The organism is Duganella rivi (genome assembly GCF_009857435.1).
GTDB classification, from domain to species: Bacteria; Pseudomonadota; Gammaproteobacteria; order Burkholderiales; family Burkholderiaceae_D; genus Rugamonas; species Rugamonas rivi.
This window is the reverse complement of the sequence record NZ_WWCK01000003.1, coordinates 62,657-82,271: the sequence shown is the minus strand read 5'-3', so window position 1 is coordinate 82,271 and position 19,615 is coordinate 62,657. Positions and strand designations below refer to the sequence as shown.

The 19,615-nt window shown below is 61.4% G+C and carries 14 protein-coding genes and 2 riboswitches; of the genes, 8 read left to right on the top strand and 6 right to left on the bottom strand.

What is annotated here, in order from left to right:
* Positions 1–6: 6 nt before the first annotated feature.
* From ligA to GTP45_RS09020, 4 genes are all read right to left on the bottom strand, one after another.
* Entirely contained in the window at positions 7–2,346 is a 2,340-nt protein-coding gene (gene ligA, locus GTP45_RS09035; RefSeq protein WP_161013553.1) for an NAD-dependent DNA ligase LigA, read from the bottom strand.
* Between the two features lie 12 nt (positions 2,347–2,358).
* Entirely contained in the window at positions 2,359–3,507 is a 1,149-nt protein-coding gene (locus GTP45_RS09030) for a cell division protein ZipA C-terminal FtsZ-binding domain-containing protein (protein ID WP_161013552.1), read from the bottom strand.
* Positions 3,504–7,031, bottom strand: coding sequence for a chromosome segregation protein SMC (gene smc, locus GTP45_RS09025; protein ID WP_161013551.1), 3,528 nt, complete (start codon positions 7,029–7,031; stop codon positions 3,504–3,506). Before smc ends, GTP45_RS09030 begins: the two co-directional genes overlap by 4 nt.
* 91 nt (positions 7,032–7,122) lie before the next feature.
* Entirely contained in the window at positions 7,123–7,752 is a 630-nt protein-coding gene (locus GTP45_RS09020) for a phosphatase PAP2 family protein (RefSeq protein ID WP_161013550.1), read from the bottom strand.
* A gap of 113 nt (positions 7,753–7,865) precedes the next feature.
* Here GTP45_RS09020 and GTP45_RS09015 point away from each other — a divergent pair, with 113 nt between their 5' ends.
* On the top strand, positions 7,866–8,489 hold the full coding sequence (locus GTP45_RS09015) for a glutathione S-transferase family protein (RefSeq protein ID WP_161013549.1): 624 nt from the start codon (positions 7,866–7,868) through the stop codon (positions 8,487–8,489).
* Positions 8,490–8,655: 166 nt separating this feature from the next.
* Here GTP45_RS09015 and GTP45_RS09010 read toward each other — a convergent pair whose 3' ends face one another.
* Complete coding sequence (locus tag GTP45_RS09010; protein WP_161013548.1) at positions 8,656–11,070, bottom strand: DUF1631 family protein; 2,415 nt, start codon at positions 11,068–11,070, stop codon at positions 8,656–8,658.
* A 295-nt stretch (positions 11,071–11,365) separates the two neighbouring features.
* On the opposite strand from GTP45_RS09010, the gene GTP45_RS09005 reads away from it, so the two are divergent.
* The gene (locus tag GTP45_RS09005) at positions 11,366–11,563 is read left to right on the top strand and encodes a hypothetical protein (RefSeq protein WP_161013547.1); all 198 of its coding nucleotides are present in this window, start codon (positions 11,366–11,368) and stop codon (positions 11,561–11,563) included.
* Between the two features lie 58 nt (positions 11,564–11,621).
* Here GTP45_RS09005 and GTP45_RS09000 read toward each other — a convergent pair whose 3' ends face one another.
* Positions 11,622–12,182 carry an ATP-dependent Clp protease proteolytic subunit gene (locus GTP45_RS09000; protein WP_161013546.1) on the bottom strand — a complete coding sequence of 187 codons (561 nt, stop codon included), beginning with the start codon at positions 12,180–12,182 and terminating at the stop codon, positions 11,622–11,624.
* Positions 12,183–12,303: 121 nt separating this feature from the next.
* Positions 12,304–12,390, top strand: a riboswitch (glycine riboswitch).
* An 8-nt stretch (positions 12,391–12,398) separates the two neighbouring features.
* A riboswitch (glycine riboswitch) is annotated at positions 12,399–12,499 on the top strand.
* Positions 12,500–12,546: 47 nt separating this feature from the next.
* Here GTP45_RS09000 and gcvT point away from each other — a divergent pair.
* The 6 genes from gcvT (at position 12,547) to GTP45_RS08970 (ending at position 19,606) form a co-directional block, all read left to right on the top strand.
* Positions 12,547–13,659, top strand: coding sequence for a glycine cleavage system aminomethyltransferase GcvT (gcvT, locus tag GTP45_RS08995; protein ID WP_161013545.1), 1,113 nt, complete (start codon positions 12,547–12,549; stop codon positions 13,657–13,659).
* Between the two features lie 41 nt (positions 13,660–13,700).
* The gene (gcvH, locus tag GTP45_RS08990) at positions 13,701–14,078 is read left to right on the top strand and encodes a glycine cleavage system protein GcvH (protein ID WP_161013544.1); all 378 of its coding nucleotides are present in this window, start codon (positions 13,701–13,703) and stop codon (positions 14,076–14,078) included.
* A gap of 75 nt (positions 14,079–14,153) precedes the next feature.
* On the top strand, positions 14,154–17,048 hold the full coding sequence (gene gcvP / locus GTP45_RS08985; protein ID WP_161013543.1) for an aminomethyl-transferring glycine dehydrogenase: 2,895 nt from the start codon (positions 14,154–14,156) through the stop codon (positions 17,046–17,048).
* Between the two features lie 197 nt (positions 17,049–17,245).
* Positions 17,246–18,907: a methyl-accepting chemotaxis protein gene (locus GTP45_RS08980; RefSeq protein WP_161013542.1), complete on the top strand. Its 1,662-nt coding sequence runs from the start codon at positions 17,246–17,248 to the stop codon at positions 18,905–18,907.
* 126 nt (positions 18,908–19,033) lie between these two features.
* Positions 19,034–19,360, top strand: a complete 327-nt coding sequence (locus tag GTP45_RS08975) for an ArsR/SmtB family transcription factor (protein WP_161013541.1) — start codon at positions 19,034–19,036, stop codon at positions 19,358–19,360.
* Between the two features lie 9 nt (positions 19,361–19,369).
* Positions 19,370–19,606: a hypothetical protein gene (locus GTP45_RS08970; RefSeq protein ID WP_161013540.1), complete on the top strand. Its 237-nt coding sequence runs from the start codon at positions 19,370–19,372 to the stop codon at positions 19,604–19,606.
* The last annotated feature ends 9 nt before the right edge of the window (positions 19,607–19,615 follow it).

Genomic DNA, 19,615 nt, shown 5'->3' with positions numbered 1-19,615 from the left:
GATTATTTATTTTTCTTCGAGTAGTGCGAGCAGTCCTGCTTCATCAAGAATCGTGACTTCCAATTCCTGCGCCTTGGCTAGCTTGCTGCCCGCATCCGCGCCAGCCACAAGGTAATGCGTTTTCTTCGATACGGAGCCGGATACTTTACCACCCTTCGCTTCGATCAGCGCTGCGGCTTGATCGCGGCCCATGGTTGGCAAGGTGCCGGTTAACACAAAGGTCTTGCCGGTCAGGTGGCCTTCGGCGGCGACGGTTTCCGGCAGTTGCGCCAGCAGGTCTACACGCAGCTTGTGCAACTGGATCACTTGCTGCTTGTTGCCCGGCGTTGCCATCCACGCTTCCAGCGATTCCGCCACCGCTGCCGGCAGCCCGAATACCGTGTACACCGGCAGATGCGCGAGCACCTCCAGCGTGACGTCCTGCTCGACCAGCTGCTTGCTGCGTGGCTCGGTCAGTTTGGGAATCGCCAGCGCGGCCATCAGCTTGACCGGGTCGAGCTTCTCGCGCAGCTTGGCGCTTGGCGCATGTTCGCCTTGCGGCGCCACGCCTGCGGCCAGCAGCGCGTCGATGGCTTCCTGATTCTTCGGCTCCGCGAAGAAGTCTGCGATGGAGTCGGCCACCACGCCGCCGATATCCGGGAGCACGCGCAGCAGCGCCGCCGGCACGCGGCGGATCAGGTCAAAGCGGCCGAGCCACTCGGCCAAGGTCTTGGCGGTGGATTCACCGACGTGGCGGATACCGAGCGCGAACAGCAGGCGCTCCAGCGGCGGGTTCTTGCTGGCGGCGATAGCTTCCAGCAGATTGTCCGCCCACTTGGTGGCGATCTTTCCCTGTGCGACCGTCTCCGGCGTAGTGCCGTCGCGTTCGTCGGCCAGACGCTTCATCTCCAGCAAGTCTTCCAGCTTGAGCGCATACAGATCGGCCACGCGCTGGACTTTCCCCGCTTCGACGAGGTTATCGATGTAACGGTCACCCAGGCCTTCGATGTCCATCATGCGGCGGCCGGCGAAGTGGCGGATGGCTTCCTTGCGCTGCGCTGAGCAGAATAAACCGCCGGAGCATCGGGCAATGGCCTCGCCCTCTTCGCGCACCACGTGCGAGCCGCACACCGGGCAGGTTTTCGGCAGCACGTAAGCTTCCGGTTCCGGCGAGGGACGGCGCTCCAGCACCACCGCCAGCACTTCCGGGATCACGTCGCCGGCGCGGCGCACGATTACCGTGTCGCCCACGCGCACGTCCTTGCGGCGCACTTCATCTTCGTTGTGCAGCGTGGCGTTGGTGACGTTGACGCCGCCCACGAACACGGACGCCAGGCGCGCCACTGGCGTAATCGCGCCGGTGCGGCCGACCTGCACTTCAATTGCCTGCACCACGGTCAGCGCTTCTTCCGCCGGGAACTTGTGCGCCAGCGCGAAACGCGGCGCGCGCGACACGAAGCCCAGCGTGCGCTGATCTTCAAGGCGGTTGGCTTTGTACACCACGCCGTCGATTTCGTACGGCATGGTCGGACGCGCTTCGCCGATCTGCTTGTAGTAGGCCATCAAGCCGTCGTAGCCGCGCACCACCGTGGCTTCCTTCGCCACCGGCAGGCCAAGCTCGCGATACCAGTCCAGCAGCGCGGAGTGCGATCCCGGGATATCGGCGCCCTCGAGGGCGCCGATGCCGTAAGCGAAGAAACTCAGTTTGCGCGATGCGGTGATGCGCGAGTCCAGCTGGCGCAGGCTGCCCGCCGCCGCATTGCGTGGATTGACGAATTCCTTCTGGCCCGCTTCGCGCTGGCGTTCGTTCATCGCTTCGAAGTCGCGCTTGAACATCAGCACTTCGCCGCGCACGTCGAGAACGGCGGGAGGATTATCGGTTTTCAGGCGCAGCGGAATGCTGCGGATGGTGCGGATATTGGTGGTGACATCTTCACCGGTATAGCCATCGCCGCGCGTGGCGGCTTGCACCAGCAGGCCGTCCACGTAGCGCAGATTGATGGCGAGGCCGTCGTACTTTACTTCGGCGGCGTACTCGATCAGCGCCGCGGTATCGAGGCCTTCGCGCACGCGGCGGTCGAAGTTTTCGATATCTTCGTCAGTGAAGCCGTTATTCAGCGACAGCATCGGCACCGTGTGGGTGACCTGATCGAACTGCGGCAGCGGCGCTGCGCCGACGCGTTTGGTCGGCGAGTCCGGCAGCGCCAGCTCTGGATGTTCTTCTTCAAGCTTTTGCAGCTCGATAAACAGCTTGTCGTACTCCGCGTCCGGGATGGTGGGCGCGTCTTCCACGTGATAGGCGTGCAAATGCCGGTTCAGCTCCGCGCTGAGTTCTGCGATGCGCGTTTTGAAATCTACTTCCGTCATTACCAAACCTTCTTAGCTGAACAAACGCAGCGCGCGGGTGGAGCCGGCCGGGATGTCGGCATCGTTCATCTCGGCGTAAAAATCTTGTACCTGACCAGCGATCTCCGTCAGTGCGGCGTCGGACAAAGGCTGGTTGTAGTCGTCCACGATGGTGGCGTCCAGGCGCGCCACCAGCGACTTGGCGCAAGCAACCATGGCGCCGAAGCCGTCACGGGCCGGTGCTACGCACGGCACGTCCAGCAGCAGTGTCAAACGGGCCGTGGTTTCCTCGGCCGGCGTGACATTGGTCGACAGCGAGAACAGGAAGCTGCCTTCGCCGTCCGGCATCACGAAGCGGCCATCAGGACGCACGTCGAAGCCCTGCTTTTCCAGGGCGCCGATCAAGGTGGTGATCGACCATGGCGCACCATTGGTTTGCAGGTTGACGCCCAGCTGCGCGTCGTGACCGGCGACAAAGCGGTGCAGATTGCGCGCTTCTGCCATCACTTCCATCATGTCCGGGATCACCGGCTCGGCGCCGATTTCGTCGGCCATGGCGCGCAGGCGCGTTACCAGTTCCGAGTATTCGAGTTCATTGAGCGCGGTGCTGCGGCTGGCCAGTTGCACGCCGCCTTGCAGTTCGGTGTAGACGCCGCCGTGGGCGATCGGTTCCCAATCGCCGCTCACGGCTTTGCCGATGTAGTGCACTGGCTTGTTGCCGACCATGCGCAGGGTTTGCAGTACCGGCAGCAGCTTGTCGCCGCGCGCAGGCGCTTCCAGCGATAGCGGCAACAGGCAATCGATCAGCGGGTCAACCAGGGCCGTGGCCTGTTCCGCCGCCGCTGCTGATGCAGCGTTGGCGCGGGCGGCCAGTGCGTCTTCGCTGGCTGGCTGGCCGGCTTCGTCGTCGGTGGTGAATTCCGCGGCCACTGCGCTCAGTGCCGCCGCTGCCGCAGCAGCTTCGCCGCCTGCCACGCCGGGCGTTGCGCTGTCGAGCGAGAAGCTCGGTTCCTGACGCGCGACTGCATCGTCGCCGGTGCGCATCAGCACATCGTCATGGTCGGACGAGAAAGCGCGTTCCACGCTTTTCTTGGCCTTGTATTCCTGGATTTTGTTGTACGTGAAGACGCCGGCGACAAACACGCCGGCGGCCGCGATTAAACTGAGTTGAAGATCTGTCATGCTGCTTGAGCCTCGGAAGCGAAGTTTGCGGCGGATTCCATATCCACCGCCACGATGCGCGATACACCTTGTTCCTGCATCGTCACACCGATCAGTTGATTGGCCATCTCCATCGCAATCTTGTTGTGCGAGATGAAGAGGAATTGAGTATGTTCGGACATGCGTTTGACCATGCGGCAGAATCGCTCGGTATTGGCGTCATCCAGCGGCGCGTCGACCTCGTCGAGCAAGCAGAATGGCGCGGGATTCAAGCGGAACATGGAGAACACCAGCGCGGTGGCGGTCAGCGCTTTTTCACCGCCGGACAGCAGGTGAATGGTGGCGTTCTTCTTGCCCGGCGGCTGGGCCATGACCTGCACGCCGGAGTCCAGGATTTCGTCGCCGGTCATGATCAGCTTCGCCTGGCCGCCGCCGAACAGAATCGGGAACAGCTCGGAGAAGTGACCGTTGACGCGGTCGAAGGTGTCTTGCAGCAGATCGCGCGTCTCCTTGTCGATCTTGGTGATGGCGTCTTCCAGCGTGTTGATCGCTTCCGTCAAATCCGCGTTTTGCGAATCGAGGAAGTTCTTGCGCTCGGAAGCGGTGGCCAGTTCGTCCAGCGCCGCCAGGTTGACCGCGCCCAGCGCCGAGATGGCGTTGGTCAGGCGCGTGACTTCACCCTGCAAGTACGATGCCTTCATATCGGGATGCAGCTTCTCGGACAGCGCCGCTTCGTCGGCCTGCACCTCGGCCAGTTGCGCGGCAAACTGCTCCTGGTTCAGGCGCGCGGCCTGCTCCTTCAGCTGCATCTCCATGATCTTGTCGCGCTGCGGTTGCAGCGCGCGCTCGGTCGACATGCGGCCTTCCTCGAACAAACGCAGTTGCTGCGCGATTTGATCGAGTTCGTGGCGCGCGTCGGACAGCGCTTTTTCTTGGGTGGTGCGGCGATCCAGCAGCTCCTGCAAGCCTTCGTTGGCCGTGCCCTGTTCGAGGCCTTCCAGCTCCATGCGGCCGGACTCGATGCTCTCCGTGACCTGCGCCACTTGCGCCGTCGCAGTAGCGATATTGCGGCGGAATTCTTCGATCTTGCTGCGCTGGGTTTTCTCTGCGAACTGCACTTCCTGCGCGGCGCGTTCGAGGTCGCGCAAGGCTTCGCGGGCGTCGGCGAGGCGCTGCTCCTTTTGCATAAAGTCGGTCTGGCCGTCTTCGTGCTCGCCTTGCAGATTGCCGAGTTCCATGTCGAGCTGCTCGAATTTCTCTTCCGACTCCAGCTTGATCTGCGTTTGCTCTTCTTCCTGCGCGGCGATTTCGGCCAAGTCAGTTTCGATCTGCGTGCTGCGCTGGTTGAAGCGCGCTTCAATTTCGGACAGCTTCACCACTTCCAGTTGCAGCGTGTGCACCGACGATTGCAGGCTTTGCAGCTTGGCGCGGTACTCGGTCAGGCGGCGCGTCAGTTCCGTCACTGCGGCTTCCGCGCGCACCGAGCGCGAACGCGCTTCGTCGGCCAGCATCTGCTGCGCGCGCAGCTGCTTGGTGATGTTTTCGATTTCCTGCTGGCGTCCCAGCATGCCGTCTTGTTCAGAGTCGGCGGCGTAGAAGCGCACGCTGTTCTGCGTCACCACGTGACCTTGACGCGTGATGATCGAGCCGCCAGCAGGCAGCTTGGCGCGGTCGGCAAACGCTTCCGCCGTATCGTCGGCGATGTAGACGTTGTGCAGCCAGTCTTGCAGCAAGCCGCGCAGACCGGGATCGTTAATCTTCAGCAGATTCAGGAAAGGCTTGAGGCCGGGCGCTTCCACCGGTGCAGGCGGCACCGCGGTCGACGGCGCAAACAGCGCCAGCTTGGCCGGCGGCGCATCGCTGAAGAAGGCCTTGGCCCACTCGATATTCGACATTTGCAGCGCCGAGGTGCGCTCACGCAGCACCGATTCCAGCGCCGGCTCCCAGCCGCTTTCGATATTCAGTTTTTGCCACAAGCGCGGCAGCGATTCCAGCTCGTGCTTTTGCAACCATGGCGTGACCTTGCCTTGCGTTTGCACGCGCTCCTGCAACTGGCGCAGTGCGTTCAGGCGCGCTTCCAGCTGGGCGTTGGCGGCGGTTTCCGCGTTGACCTGCTGCTGCGCTTCCTGGCGCTCCTGCTCCAGCTTTGGCTGCTGCTCGTGCGCTTCTTCCAGCAGGAAGGTTTGTTCTTCCAGCGCTTGCTGTTTCTCTTCCAGTTGCAGGCGCAGATTCGACAAGTGCGCGCTGTCCGGCAGGCTTAAACCACTCTTCTCTTGTTGCAGGCGCTCGCGCCGCACGGCCAGGCCGTTCAAGATGTTGTTGGCGTTGCGCTGGTGCGCCGATTCCAATTCCAACTGCTGCTGCGCTTGCATAATGCGCGAGCGCGATTCGGTGCTCTTGGTCTGCGCTTCCTTCCACGCTTGTTCCAGCATCGGCAGCGACTCGGCCTTTTGCTCGGCCATCACTTGCGCTTCTTCGACCTTGGCGCTCAGTTCTTCCAGATTGAATTCGGCTTCTTCGATTTGCTCGTTGCCCTCGGTGGCTTGACGCTGCCATTGATCGCGCTGCGCGGTCAGCGCGGCCAACTGCGCTTGCAAGCGGCTGCGCGATTCGACCACGAACTTGATCTGCGCTTCGAGGCTGCCGATTTCGGCATTGGTTTGATACAGCGCGCCTTGCGCAGTGTGCAGGCGGTCGCCGGCAGCAAAGTGCGACTGGCGCATCTGTTCCAGCGACAGCTCGACGTTGCGCAGCTTGGCGGTCTGTTCTTCCAGATCGTTCTGCGCTTGCTCGACTTCGCGGAAGTATTTTTTCTGCTCGTTTTCAGCTTCTACCTTGCGCAGCAGCCAAAGCAGCTTTTGCTTCTCTTCCTGATCCGCTTGCAGCTGGTGGAATTTGGTGGCGACGGCGGCCTGGCCTTCCAGCTTTTCCAGGTTGGAGTTCAGTTCGCGCAGAATGTCTTCGACGCGCAGCAGATTTTCGCGCGTGTCGTGCAGGCGGTTCTCAGTCTCCCGGCGGCGCTCTTTGTACTTGGAGACGCCGGCCGCTTCTTCGAGGAACACGCGCAGTTCTTCCGGGCGCGATTCGATAATCCGCGAGATCATGCCCTGACCGATAATCGCGTAAGCGCGCGGGCCAAGGCCGGTGCCGAGGAAGATGTCTTGAATGTCGCGCCGGCGCACCGGCTGGCCGTTGATGTAGTAGGTCGACGTGCCGTCACGCGTCAGCGTGCGCTTGACGGCGATTTCGGCATACTGGCCCCACTGCCCTGCGGCCTTGCCCGCGTTGTTATCGAATACCAGCTCCACCGACGAGCGCCCGGCCGGTTTGCGGTGGGTCGAGCCGTTGAAGATCACGTCCTGCATCGACTCGCCGCGCAGCTCCGAAGCCTTGGATTCGCCCAGCACCCAGCGCACCGCATCGATGATGTTCGACTTGCCGCAACCGTTGGGCCCAACTACGCCGACCAACTGACCCGGAACCTGAAAATTGGTAGGATCAACGAAAGACTTAAATCCCGACAATTTGATGGAAGATAGACGCACGTTGTTATCTGGAGTGTGGGCTGGAAAAGTTCACAATAATACCATTTTGTGCATAGCTTAAGGCCGGAAAACGCGCAACGTTGCAGCGGCGTCAGTCGAGCGGCGACTTCGGTTGACGCCACATATTGCGGGTGTAGGGCTGGTCGCGGCCGGACAGGTAAAGCGCGGCCTTGGTAATCCACTGTTCGGCCGGGATCGGCTCGACCTGCGGCGCCACCAGCAGCACCGGGATGCACAACAGCACCAGCAGGCGGCTCAAGGCCATGTGGTGCTCGGTGCTGGCGTACCAGATGAAGATGCCGGCCACGGCCAGCCCCAGCAGGCAGCCGGTCAGCGCTTCGGACGGCGGGTGGGCGCGCACGTAGACGCGCGAGATGGCAATCAGCACGGCCAGCAGCACGCCGGCAGCGGTGCCGAGCCAGCGGAGGTGCGACGGCGAGGAACGGGTAGCGAGGAAGCCGGCCACCGGGAACACGGCGGCGGCACGCATGGCATGGCCGCTGAAGCCGGCGAATTCCACCGAGGCGACGCCGACGCCCCAGCCGATGAAAGCCATCTTGGTCGCCACCACCAGCGCCATGCCGGCGCCAAACAGGCCGAGCCAGATAGCGGTCAAGCGCCACGATTTCCCCGCCAGCAGCCACACCACGATGGCGACGCCGATCGGGCCCGTCACCGCGAGGCTGCCAATTACACTCAACCAATGCCACCACATCATCATTTACCGCCAGCTCCTTGTATTTTGCACTGCAGCACGCATTAAAACACATGCCCGTGTATTCTGGCGAACATTTACCTTAATGCAATATTAAATAGCTATGGCATACTGGCGCGATGTTAAAAATACTCGGTAAATCAAGCTCGATTAATGTGCGCAAGGTGTTGTGGACTTGTGCGGAAATTGGCGTGCCCTACGAATTGGAACAGTACGGCAATGGCTTTCTGCCGACCGGTACGCCGGAGTTTCTTAGTCTGAATCCTAACGGCATGGTGCCGGTCATCATTGATGAGGGGCAGGCGCTGTGGGAGTCCAATACGATTTGCCGCTATCTGGCCGTTAAGCATGGCCGCTCCGATTTGCTGCCGGTAGGACCAATGGCGCGGGCGCAGGTGGAAAAATGGATGGACTGGCAGGCGACGGAGCTGAATAACGCGTGGCGTTATGCCTTCATGGCACTGGTGCGCCGCAGCCCGGCGCATACCGATGCCGCAGCCATCGCCGCCAGCGCAGCCGAGTGGAATCGCTTAATGACCCTGCTAGATGCGCAGCTGGCCCGCACCAACGCCTACGTGTGCGGCGATCGATTCACGCTGGCCGACATCGTGCTGGGCCTGTCGCTGAACCGCTGGCTCTCGACGCCTATCGAGCGTCCTGCACTGTCGGCCGTGGAGGCTTGGTTCGAGCGCCTGGCCGCTCGCCCAGCCTACATCCAACACGGCGCCAATGGGGTGCCTTGACGGGGTTGACGTAGCTGGGTCTTAAAAGCACGCGGCACCAACCCACCCCGCACACCGCTGCGGCCAGGGTCAGACCCCATACGGGGTCTGACCCTTTCGTTCGGGGTGCTTTTTAGGATGGGAGCTTGATGCTAACTGTACTCATCTTGAGTACCCCGCCAAACATCTAACCGACCGCAGCGGCCGTAATTGACGCGTCGTTGCCGGCGCTGCGGGACAGGGCTTGCGACAACGCGACGGTGACCACGCCGTCGCTGCGCACGGCGTGGGCGCTGCCTTCGCGGAAGCGCTTGGCCAACTCTTCCCCGGACATGGAGAACGCTTCCTGCCGCGCGGCGGTGGCGAAGATGTAGAGCGTGCGGCGGGGGCTAATCCACGCTAGTTTGACTTTGCGGTTAGCGCCACCCTGCTCGTCTGCGAATTCCAGCCACATGCCGCGTACTAGACTGTCGACTTCGATGATCGCGTCTTCCTCATCCTCATCCAGTGGCGGCTGTTCGGCGCGGGCTTTTTCTTCGGCTTCTGCTTTGGCTTGCAGTTGCAGGCGGCGCTCTGCCGCTTGCTGCGCGACCTGCATCGAAATTTCCACTTGACGCTCAGGCGACATTTCCAACGGCGCGCGCACGATGGAAGCGTGGCATTCGGCCAGTTCGGCAAAGAATTGCAGGCGGTCGGCGTCTTGCCATTTGATGACGTCGAGCCACTTGTTGAGCGTGGAGAGCAGGCCCGGCAGCTTGGCGATCAGTTGCTTGCGGTCTTCCGGCTTCAGTTTGGGACGCACGCTCCAGATCAGGTCGTCCATGGTCTTGGTGGCGCTGTTGACGGCGCCCGGTTTCTCGTCTTCGATGCTGTAGGCGATGGTCAGCACCGAGACCCAGCGCTGCTCAAGGAAGGCTTCCACCACGGCGATCACCTCGCCGGTGCCAATGCGCAAGGCGACGGCGTTCTTGGCCAGCTTGTTCGACTCGGCCATTTTCTCTTGCTTGAGCGCCGCCGCGATCGGCGCGGCGATGGCGGCGGCGGCCGCTTTTTCTTCGGCCTGTATGGACGCTTCCAGTTCGTTGACGGCCTCGGTGAAAACCGACAGCTCCTGCTCGTAGTCGCGGCCGACGCGGTCGACACTGCGCTGCATCGCCTGGAATAACGGGTCGTCCGGGCCTTTGCGCTGCTCCCAGCCCATGCGCGAGAGCAGTTCCAGCAGGCGGCGCGCCGGGTGGGCTTCCTGGAAGAAGAAGTTTTTATCGACCAGTGCGGCTTTCAGGACGGGAATTTGCAGGAAACGGATCAGTTCGCGGATTTCGGCCGAGATGCTCTGGTCGCGGAAGACGGTGTCGAACACAGCGGAAAGCAGGTCGATGGTCGACTCGTCGGCGCGCGTCAGGCTGCCTTGCGGCATGGCTTGCTTGAGGTTGGGCAGGTAGAAGACGTTGGCTGGCGGTGTGCCGTCGTCGCTCGCTGCGGCCGGCGCTGCGGATTTTTGTAGTTCCGCGAGGTAGGCCAGCAAAGGCTGCTTGCCAGTAAGTTGTGACAGGCGCTGCGCCTCTTCGTTGGTCATGACGCCGACGTGGAAGCCCTGCGCTGGCCCCTGCAGCCACACGCCACCGGGCTGCGCACCAGCCGCGCCGACTGCAGCATCAACGAAACCTCCTGCCGCGACCGTGCCAGTTGCGCGATCGGCGTTGGGCGCCCATGTGCTGCCGGCGGCCAGTGCGGCTGCTGGGAGATCGGGGATGCGCAGATCAACGCCCTGCAGCATGCCGTTGGCGATGCCGTCGACAATCTGCCCTGCCGCCGAGCCCGCAACCTCGCTGGAAGCGAAGAACTGCCGCAGTTGCTGCGCCAATGCGTCCTGATTGCTGCGCGCCTTGGCAGCCGCGCCCTCCTTGCCGCCGTCCGGCTTGCGCCGCCGATAACCGTCCACGCCGCCCGGCAGCACGCCTTTGCTTTGCAGGCACAGGCTCAGCGCCTCCAACATCGGCCCCATCTCAATGAACATGCCGGGCTTGAGCAGCGGCTGCAACAGCCCCGCCGACTCTGCTTCCGGGTCAAACTCCGTCCACGCCTGCTGCAAGGCCACCAGGAACACCTCCGGCCGGAACGGATTCTGGCTGACGCGCAAAATGTCGCGATCCAGCAGAAACGCCAACCGCACGTTCAAGGTCTGCAGCTGATCTGCGTACAAAGTCTCAAATGGTTTGCTGACGCCGCTCAGCGCGACCTTGTTGTCCATCTCCTCGAACGGCACCAGCGACAGGGACAGGCCACTTTCGCGCGCCGCGCTTTTGGCGGCCGGAGCCAGTTCGGCAATCTCGCGCCGCAAGGCTTTTTCCAGGGTGCTGGTCGCCAGGTGCAGGAAGGCGAAGTTGCGGTTGCGTAGCTGGTTGCCCGCGCGCAGACGCTGCTGAATCTGGCGCGCATCGCCATCGGTAGCGTCGATCAAGGCGCCGGCCAATTGATTAGCCAAGTCCAGGTACTGGCCGCCGGCCTGCTTGACGGCGATGCCGATCAACTCCTCCAGCAAGGCGTGCCGCGGCGAGACCGTCTTTTTCGGCGAGGCTGGCGTGGTGGAATTGGCAATCATGGGCGATCCTGCTGAGTTAAATCATCTCTACCCCGTATTGTTACACAGCGTTTCCACAAAGCAATACCATGAAACCAAGAATAGGCAATATTTCGCGTATTTTGCTGGCTTCCAGCAACTTCGGTGCAGTTCAAACGACAAGGTTGCACTTTGGCTACTAGCGCCCAGCAAGCCATGCTCCTACACATCCACTAGGGGAACTCCGATACCGACCACCGCAGCGAAAACGCATCATTGCCCCACCAGAAATGCGAACGCGTCTCTGGGCATTCTTTCACTTCGTAAAGGAATCAAAATGAACGCGAACCAAAAAGGTGGCAGTAGCAAGCAGAGTGGCAACCAAGGTGGCAGCCAAAGCACCAATAAGCAATCTGGCGGCAAAGGCTCGTCCGGCGGTTCGGGCAGCGGCACCCAAGGCGGCACCCACGACCAGCACGTGGAAGCCGGCCGTCAAAGCCACAAAAATGACGGCAACAAGTCCGGCAACCGCTAAGTAACACGCAGCGCTACATGCGGCGCTTTCCCCCGCGCCGCATGCCCTTCCTTCCGGTTTAGATGTTCGTCACCCGCAGCCCGCCCGGCGGCTCGAAATCACTGACCTGCCGTATCATCCCCACCTTCAACGCCTCCGCCGCCGTCAAATGCAGATCTGAATATTCATGCACGCGCCAATGCTCTTCGGTGAGCTCCACGTGATTGCGCAGGATTTGCTCGGTGCGGGCATCGTCGGCCTGCAAGCCTTCCACGATAATGCGCAGCGCATCCGGCCGCGCGCCATGCGGTGCGCTGGCATGCGACTTGTGCACCATGAAGCGCGCGGTCTCGCTGGCATAGCGCTCAGCACCTGCCAGGAACAAAATCACCGCAATCGACGCCACCGCGCCGGCATTGTAGGTAACGATCTTGATCGGCAGCTTGCTCAGGTAGTTGTACAGGCAGATGCCGTCGCTGACGTAGCCGCCGTTGGATTGGATCAGGATATGGGCGGTAGTCACGCGATCCTCGGTCATGTCGGCCACGGCATCGAACACGCGGCGCACCATGTCGCTATTAACATCTCCCGACAGCGTGAACCACGCCTGTCCTTCGTAACTCGTATCGTCTTGGCTCATGGCTGGGCTCTCAAATTAGTGTGATTTATTCTAGCAAATTGTTGCTTAAACTGTTTCCGCTGAGCTCAGTCGTGCGCGGCCAGGCAAGATTGACATTCAGGCCCTTCTGGCATATATTCCCGAGTCTTGATCGGGAGAGGGCAATCCAGCGTTGCCGCCGAAGGGGCACTACCCAAAAACTCTCAGGCAAAAGGACTGGTCAAGGGGCTCTGAATGAGCTCAAACTCTGGAGAGAGATTGCAGCGGCAATCCACCGAAGGGGCGTGCGGGATATTCATCCCCGCTATCTCTCAGGTACCAAGGACAGAGGGGTTTTTGGAATCATTGGCATTCCCTGTTAACCTCTTTTCGTTCGGAACGTACCATGACGCTCAAAGCTACCCCACTTAATAACGCTCACCGCGCAGCCGGCGCCCGCATGGTCGATTTCGGCGGCTGGGATATGCCGGTCAACTACGGTTCGCAGATCGAAGAACACAACGCCGTGCGCACCGACGTCGGCATGTTCGACGTGGCCCACATGTGCGTGGTCGACATCAAGGGCGACAATGTGCGCGGCTTCCTGCGCGGCCTGCTGGCCAACAACGTCGACAAGCTGCAAGTGTCGGGCAAAGCACTGTACTCCTGCATGCTGAACCCGCAGGGCTTCGTGATCGACGACCTGATCGTCTACTTCATCAACGAGAATTGGTTCCGCCTGGTGGTCAACGCCGGCACCGCTGAAAAAGACGTGGCGTGGATGCAGGCTCAAAACACCACCGGCCTGACCATCACCCAGCGCCGCGATGGCGCCAACGCGATGGCGCTGATCGCCGTGCAAGGCCCGAACGCCCGCGCCAAGGTATGGGAAGTGATCCCGGAATCGAAAGAAGGCACGGCTGAAATGAAGCCGTTCAACGTCGCCTTCGCGCAGAGCGCCGCTTTCGGCGAAGCGATGATCGCCCGCACCGGCTACACCGGCGAAGACGGTTTTGAAATCGGCGTCGCTGCAGAGCAGGCCGAAAACCTGTGGAACGCGCTGGTTGCCGCCGGCGTGAAGCCAGCAGGCCTGGGCGCGCGCGACACCCTGCGCCTGGAAGCCGGCATGAACCTGTACGGCCAGGACATGGACGAAACCGTGAACCCGCTGGACGCCGGCCTGGCATGGACTATCGACCTGGTCTCCGAGCGTGATTTCATCGGCAAGGCTGCCCTGCAAGCACTGGGCCAAAACGCCCAATTCGTCGGCCTGATCCTGCGGGAAAAAGGCGGCGTGCTGCGCGCCCACCAGAAAGTCATCGTGGCCGGCACTGACGCCACCGGCGAAATCACCAGCGGCACCTTCAGCCCGACCATGCAGCAAGCGATTGCGCTGGCGCGCGTGCCGATGGGCGTGAACGTCGGCGACACCGTGCACGTGGAAATCCGCGACAAGAAGCTGGCCGCGTCTGTGGTTAAATTGCCGTTCGTTCGCAACGGTAAAATCCTGGCAGTTTAAGTTTAATTAAATAAACACCTCTCATCCATCTGGAGCCTTACATGAACATTCCTGCAGACCTGAAGTACACCGAATCCCACGAGTGGGTACGCGCTGAAGCCGACGGCACTGTCACCGTTGGCATCACCGAGTACGCGCAGGACGCACTGGGCGATATCGTCTTCGTCGAACTGCCGAAAGTCGGCACGACCTACGGCGCCGGCGACGATGCCGCCGTGGTGGAATCGGTGAAGGCCGCCAGCGACATCTACGCTCCAGTGGCGGGTGAAGTCGTGGCAGTGAACGACGAAGTCGTGAACGCGCCTGAGTCGATCAACGCCGATGCCTACGCCAACTGGCTGTTCAAGATCAAGCCAGCCGACGCCGGCGCCATCAACGGCCTGCTGGACGCAGCTGCCTACGGCAAAAACATCGGTTAATACCGCTCTGCATAAGTCCCCGCGAGAGCGGGGACGACCGCCCTCCTGCCCTCTTTTCTCTGCCCTCGCCATATCATGACCCGCACCAGCCTGACCCAACTCGAAGCGCGCGACGCCTTTATCGCCCGTCACATCGGCCCAGACGCCGCCGAACAGCAGGAAATGCTGTCGGTACTCGGCTACGCCACGCGCGCTGCCCTGATCGACGCCATCGTTCCGGCCAACATCCGCAACAAGGAAGCCCTGCCACTGGGCGCCTACACCCAGCCGATGCCGGAAAACGAAGCGCTGAACAAGCTGAAAAAAATCGCTTCGAAAAACAAGGTGCTCAAGTCGCTGATCGGCCAGGGCTACTACAACACGCTGACGCCTAACGTCGTCCTGCGTAACATCTTTGAAAACCCAGCGTGGTACACCGCGTACACGCCATACCAGCCAGAGATTTCGCAAGGCCGTCTGGAAGCGATCCTGAACTTCCAGCAAACCATCACCGACCTGACCGGCATGGGTATCGCCAACGCGTCGATGCTGGACGAAGGCACCGCCGCTGCGGAAGCCATGACGCTGATCCAGCGCGTGAGCAAATCGAAATCGAACGTGTTCTACGTGGCCGACGACGTGCTGCCGCAAACGCTGGAAGTGGTGCAGACCCGCGCCAAGCCGCTGGACATCATCGTTAAAACCTTCCACCCTGCCGAACTGGCTGCCGTGGGCGAATGCTTCGGCGTGCTGCTGCAATACCCAGGCGTGAACGGCAATGTGCGCGATTACAAAGCCGACGTGGAAGCCGTTAAAGCCAAAGGCGCGATGGTGGTTGCCGCCGCCGACCTGCTGGCGCTGACCATGCTGACGCCACCGGGCGAATGGGGCGCGGACGTGGTTGTCGGTAACTCGCAGCGCTTCGGCGTACCGCTGGGCTTCGGCGGCCCGCACGCCGGCTACATGGCCACCCGCGATGAGTTCAAACGCTCGATGCCGGGCCGCCTGGTAGGCGTCACCATCGACGCGCAGGGCAACAAGGCTTACCGCCTGGCGCTGCAAACCCGCGAGCAGCACATCCGCCGCGAAAAAGCCACCTCGAACATCTGCACCGCGCAGGTACTGCTGGCAGTGATGGCGTCGATGTACGCCGTCTACCACGGCCCGAAAGGCCTGCAGCAAATCGCCAAGCGCGTGCACCGCCTGACCGGCGTGCTGGCGTCGAACCTGAAGACGCTGGGCTACACCGTCACCAACGACACCTGGTTCGACACCCTGACCGTGGCCGTGAAAAACGCCGAGCAGCTGCACGCATCGGCGCACTCGCACGGCGTCAACCTGCGCGTGATCGACGCCTCGCACGTCGGCGTGTCGCTGGACGAAACCACCACCCGCGAAGACATCGCGCTGCTGTGGACTGTGTTCTCGCACCCAGTCGGCGGCCCTGCCCATGGCCCGGACTTCGACACCGTGGAAGCCACCGTTGAACGTCACTTCCCGGAAGCGCTGGCGCGTTCGTCGGAATACCTGACGCACCCAGTATTCAACCGCTACCACTCGGAAACCGAGATGCTGCGTTACCTGCGTTCGCTGGCCGACAAAGATCTGGCGCTGGATCGCACCATGATCCCGCTGGGCTCCTGCACCATGAAGCTGAACGCCACCAGCGAAATGATCCCAGTGACTTGGCCGGAATTCTCGACCATCCACCCGTTCGCGCCAGAGTCGCAAACCGTGGGCTACCGCGAGATGATCGCGTCGCTGGAAGAGATGCTGTGCGCAGTCACTGGCTACGCTGCCGTCTCGCTGCAACCAAACGCCGGCTCGCAGGGCGAATACGCCGGCCTGCTGGTGATCCAGGCTTACCACCAGTCGCGTGGCGAAGGCCACCGCAACATCTGCCTGATTCCATCGTCGGCGCACGGCACCAACCCGGCATCGGCTTCGATGGTCGGCATGCAAGTGGTGGTTACCGCTTGCGACGAAAACGGCAACGTCGATCTGGCTGACTTGAAAGCCAAGGCCGAACTGCACTCGAAGAACCTGGCCTGCGTGATGGTCACCTACCCTTCGACCCACGGCGTGTTCGAAGAAGGCATCCGCGAACTGTGCGACATCGTGCATAGCCACGGCGGCCAGGTGTACGTCGACGGCGCCAACATGAATGCACTGGTGGGCGTGGCCGCACCGGGCGCGTTCGGCGGCGACGTATCGCATCTGAACCTGCACAAAACCTTCTGCATTCCGCACGGCGGTGGCGGCCCAGGCGTTGGCCCTATCGGCGTCGGCGCGCACCTGGCCAAGTTCCTGCCGAACCAGCGTTCGAACGGCTACATCCGCGACAACGCAGGTATCGGTTCGGTATCGGCTGCGCCATATGGCTCGGCATCGATCCTGCCAATTTCGTGGATGTACATCGCCATGATGGGCGCAGAAGGCCTGACCGCTGCGACCGAAACCGCGATCCTGGGCGCCAACTACATCGCCCGTCGCCTGTCGCCGCACTACCCGGTGCTGTACACGGGCCACGACGGCCTGGTGGCGCACGAGTGCATCATCGACCTGCGTCCGCTGCAAGATGCAACCGGCATCTCGAACGAAGACGTGGCCAAGCGCCTGATGGACTTCGGCTTCCACGCACCGACCATGTCGTTCCCGGTGCCGGGCACGCTGATGATCGAGCCGACCGAGTCGGAATCGAAAGCCGAGATGGATCGCTTCATCGACGCCATGATCGCGATTCGCGGCGAGATCGCCAAAGTGGAAAGCGGCGAGTTCGACAAGCTGAACAACCCGCTGAAATTTGCGCCGCACACTGCGGAAGTGCTGACCGCTGACGTATGGGATCGCAAGTACTCGCGCGAAGTGGCTGCCTATCCAGTGCCATCGCTGCGCAAGCAAAAGTACTGGCCACCAGTCGGCCGCGCCGACAACGTCTACGGCGACCGCAACCTGTTCTGCGGCTGCGCCCCGATGAGCGACTACGAGTAAGCTAGTCGCCTCCTTTCAAAGCCCGGCCTTCGCGCCGGGCTTTTTCATTTCTGCGCGGATCACCAAGTAGTCAAGCGGATTATATTTGCGCACGCGAAAACGACTGTGACTATTGACGACAATCCAGCTTTTTTTATCGCCTATCATGCAAGTACTTTACAAAAACTTGTTGCATGGAAATTACCTCGGAGGTAAACATGATATTGAAAAATCTGTCGGTTGCTCGTCGCTTGGGCTTGGGCTTCAGCCTGGTATCTGCGCTGCTGTTGCTGATTATCGTGCTGGGGCTAGCCAGTATGCGGCAAATCCAGGGGCGCATGATTGAAATCACCAAGGTAAACGATGTCGAAATCCGGCTGGCGCAAGCGATGGACTTAACGGTCACCGAGCGCGCACTCGCGCTGCGCAACCTGATCCTGCTGAAAGAGGAGAAGGAGATCCAGCTGGAAATCAAGCGTATCGACGACCAGAAAAAAAAATACACCGAAACGATGGCCAAGCTTAACCAGATGTTCAGCGACACCAACTTGACCACGCCGGAAGAAATAGCGCTGCTGAAAGAGATACGACAGCAAGGCGAGTTGGCAGCGCCGTTCTACCAGCAGGCGCAGAACCTGGCCCTGAATCAACAACAGGATCAGGCTTACCAGCTGTTGCGCTACCAGTTCCGCCCGGTGCAAAAAAAATGGTGGGAACTGCTACGCAAGCTGAGCACGCTGGAAGAGCAGCAAAATACCGAAGCAGTGGCGCAGGCTGAAGCCGCCTATGATCGCGCCCGCAACCAGATGCTGACCGTCGGCACACTGGCCTTGTTGACCAGCGCCGTCGCCGCATGGCTCATCACGCGCGGCCTGGTGCGCCAACTCGGTTGCGAACCGGGCCAGGCGGCGGCGATTGCCAATGAAATCGCCGCCGGCAACCTGACCGTCGCCATCCATCCGCGCCCGGGCGACAAGCACAGCCTGCTGCATGCCATGTTGACCATGCGCGAGGGCCTGGTGCGCATCGTCGGCCAGGTCTACAACAGCAGCGACACGATTGCCAGCGCGGCCGGCCAGATCGCCAATGGCAATCTCGACCTGTCGTCGCGAACCGAACAGCAAGCCAGCACGCTGGAGGAAACCGCCTCGTCCATGGAAGAACTCACCAGCACGGTTCGCCTGAATACCGACCGCGCGCGTCAGGCCAACGGACTGGCCGTCAGCGCCTCCGACGTTGCGGCCAAAGGCGGCGCGGTCGTGGCGCAAGTGGTCGACACCATGGCGGCGATCGACAATTCCGCCCACAAAATTGTCGACATCATCGCGGTCATTGACAGCATTGCCTTCCAGACCAATATCCTGGCCTTGAATGCGGCAGTGGAAGCGGCGCGTGCAGGCGAGCAAGGACGTGGCTTTGCCGTGGTCGCCAGCGAAGTGCGCACGCTGGCGCAGCGCAGCGCCGCCGCCGCCAAGGAGATCAAGGAGCTGATCGGCGATTCGGTCGATAAGGTACAAGCAGGCAACCGCCTGGTCGAACAGGCCGGCGCCACCATGGAGGAAGTGGTTTCCAGCGTCAAGCGGGTCACCGATATCATGTCCGAAATCATGATGGCCAGCCAGGAGCAGTCGGCTGGCATCGAGCAAATCAATAACGCTGTCACCCAGATGGACGACGTCACCCAGCAGAACGCCGCACTGGTCGAAGAAGCCGCGGCGGCGGCACAGGCCATGCAGGATCAAGTTAACAGCTTGAACCTGGTGGTCAGTGCCTTCCGCTTGGCCGGCGTGGCACAGCACGCGCCAGCGACCCTTCAGGCTAAACCACTCAAGCGCTTGTCGAAGAGCAACAGCAAGATGGAAAATAGCGAAACCGTTTGAACGCCCCCAATGGGCCGCACTCGCGGCCCAAGCCGCCGCCGCCCTCCCCCCGCCTTTCCCTCCGCAGTAATGCCGCTTTTAAAAAAAAGCTTTGACTTGCTGACACCTGTCAGATATTCTTTACACATGAAATCAAAACATCTCACAGGCGATCAGTTGTTGGCGGCGCTTTCGGCGCTGTCTAATCCGCATCGTTTGCGGGTGGTGGGGGCGCTGGCGGCGGGTGGACGGAATTACGTCAGCCAGTTGGCCCGTGAGTTGAATATCAGCCGCCCTTTGCTGCATCTGCATTTGCAGAAGCTGGAGGAAGCGGGCCTGGTCTCCAGCCAGCTCGAACTGTCCGAAGACGGTAAGGCGCTGAATTTTTTTGAGGCCGCGCCCTTCGCCATCGATCTGTCGCCGGCCGCGATTGCCGAAGCAGTAAAAACCTTGACTAACAACCCTGAAAAATAGAGGCGTCTTATGTCTGAACCGATTTACCTGCTGACCATCTTCATGCCGCTGGCGACGATCTTTCTGATCTTCGGCATGCGCTTCATCGTCGCCATCAAGAAGGCGAAGTTGCAGGCAGAGGGTGAAGAAGCGTATCGCCTGATCGCCGAACGCGCCGTCGCAGCGCAAGAGAAAACCGCCGCTGCGCTGGCCGATCTGCAAGCGCGCGTGGCCGGCATCGAAAAAGTACTCAAGGAAGTCGAATAATCTAACCAA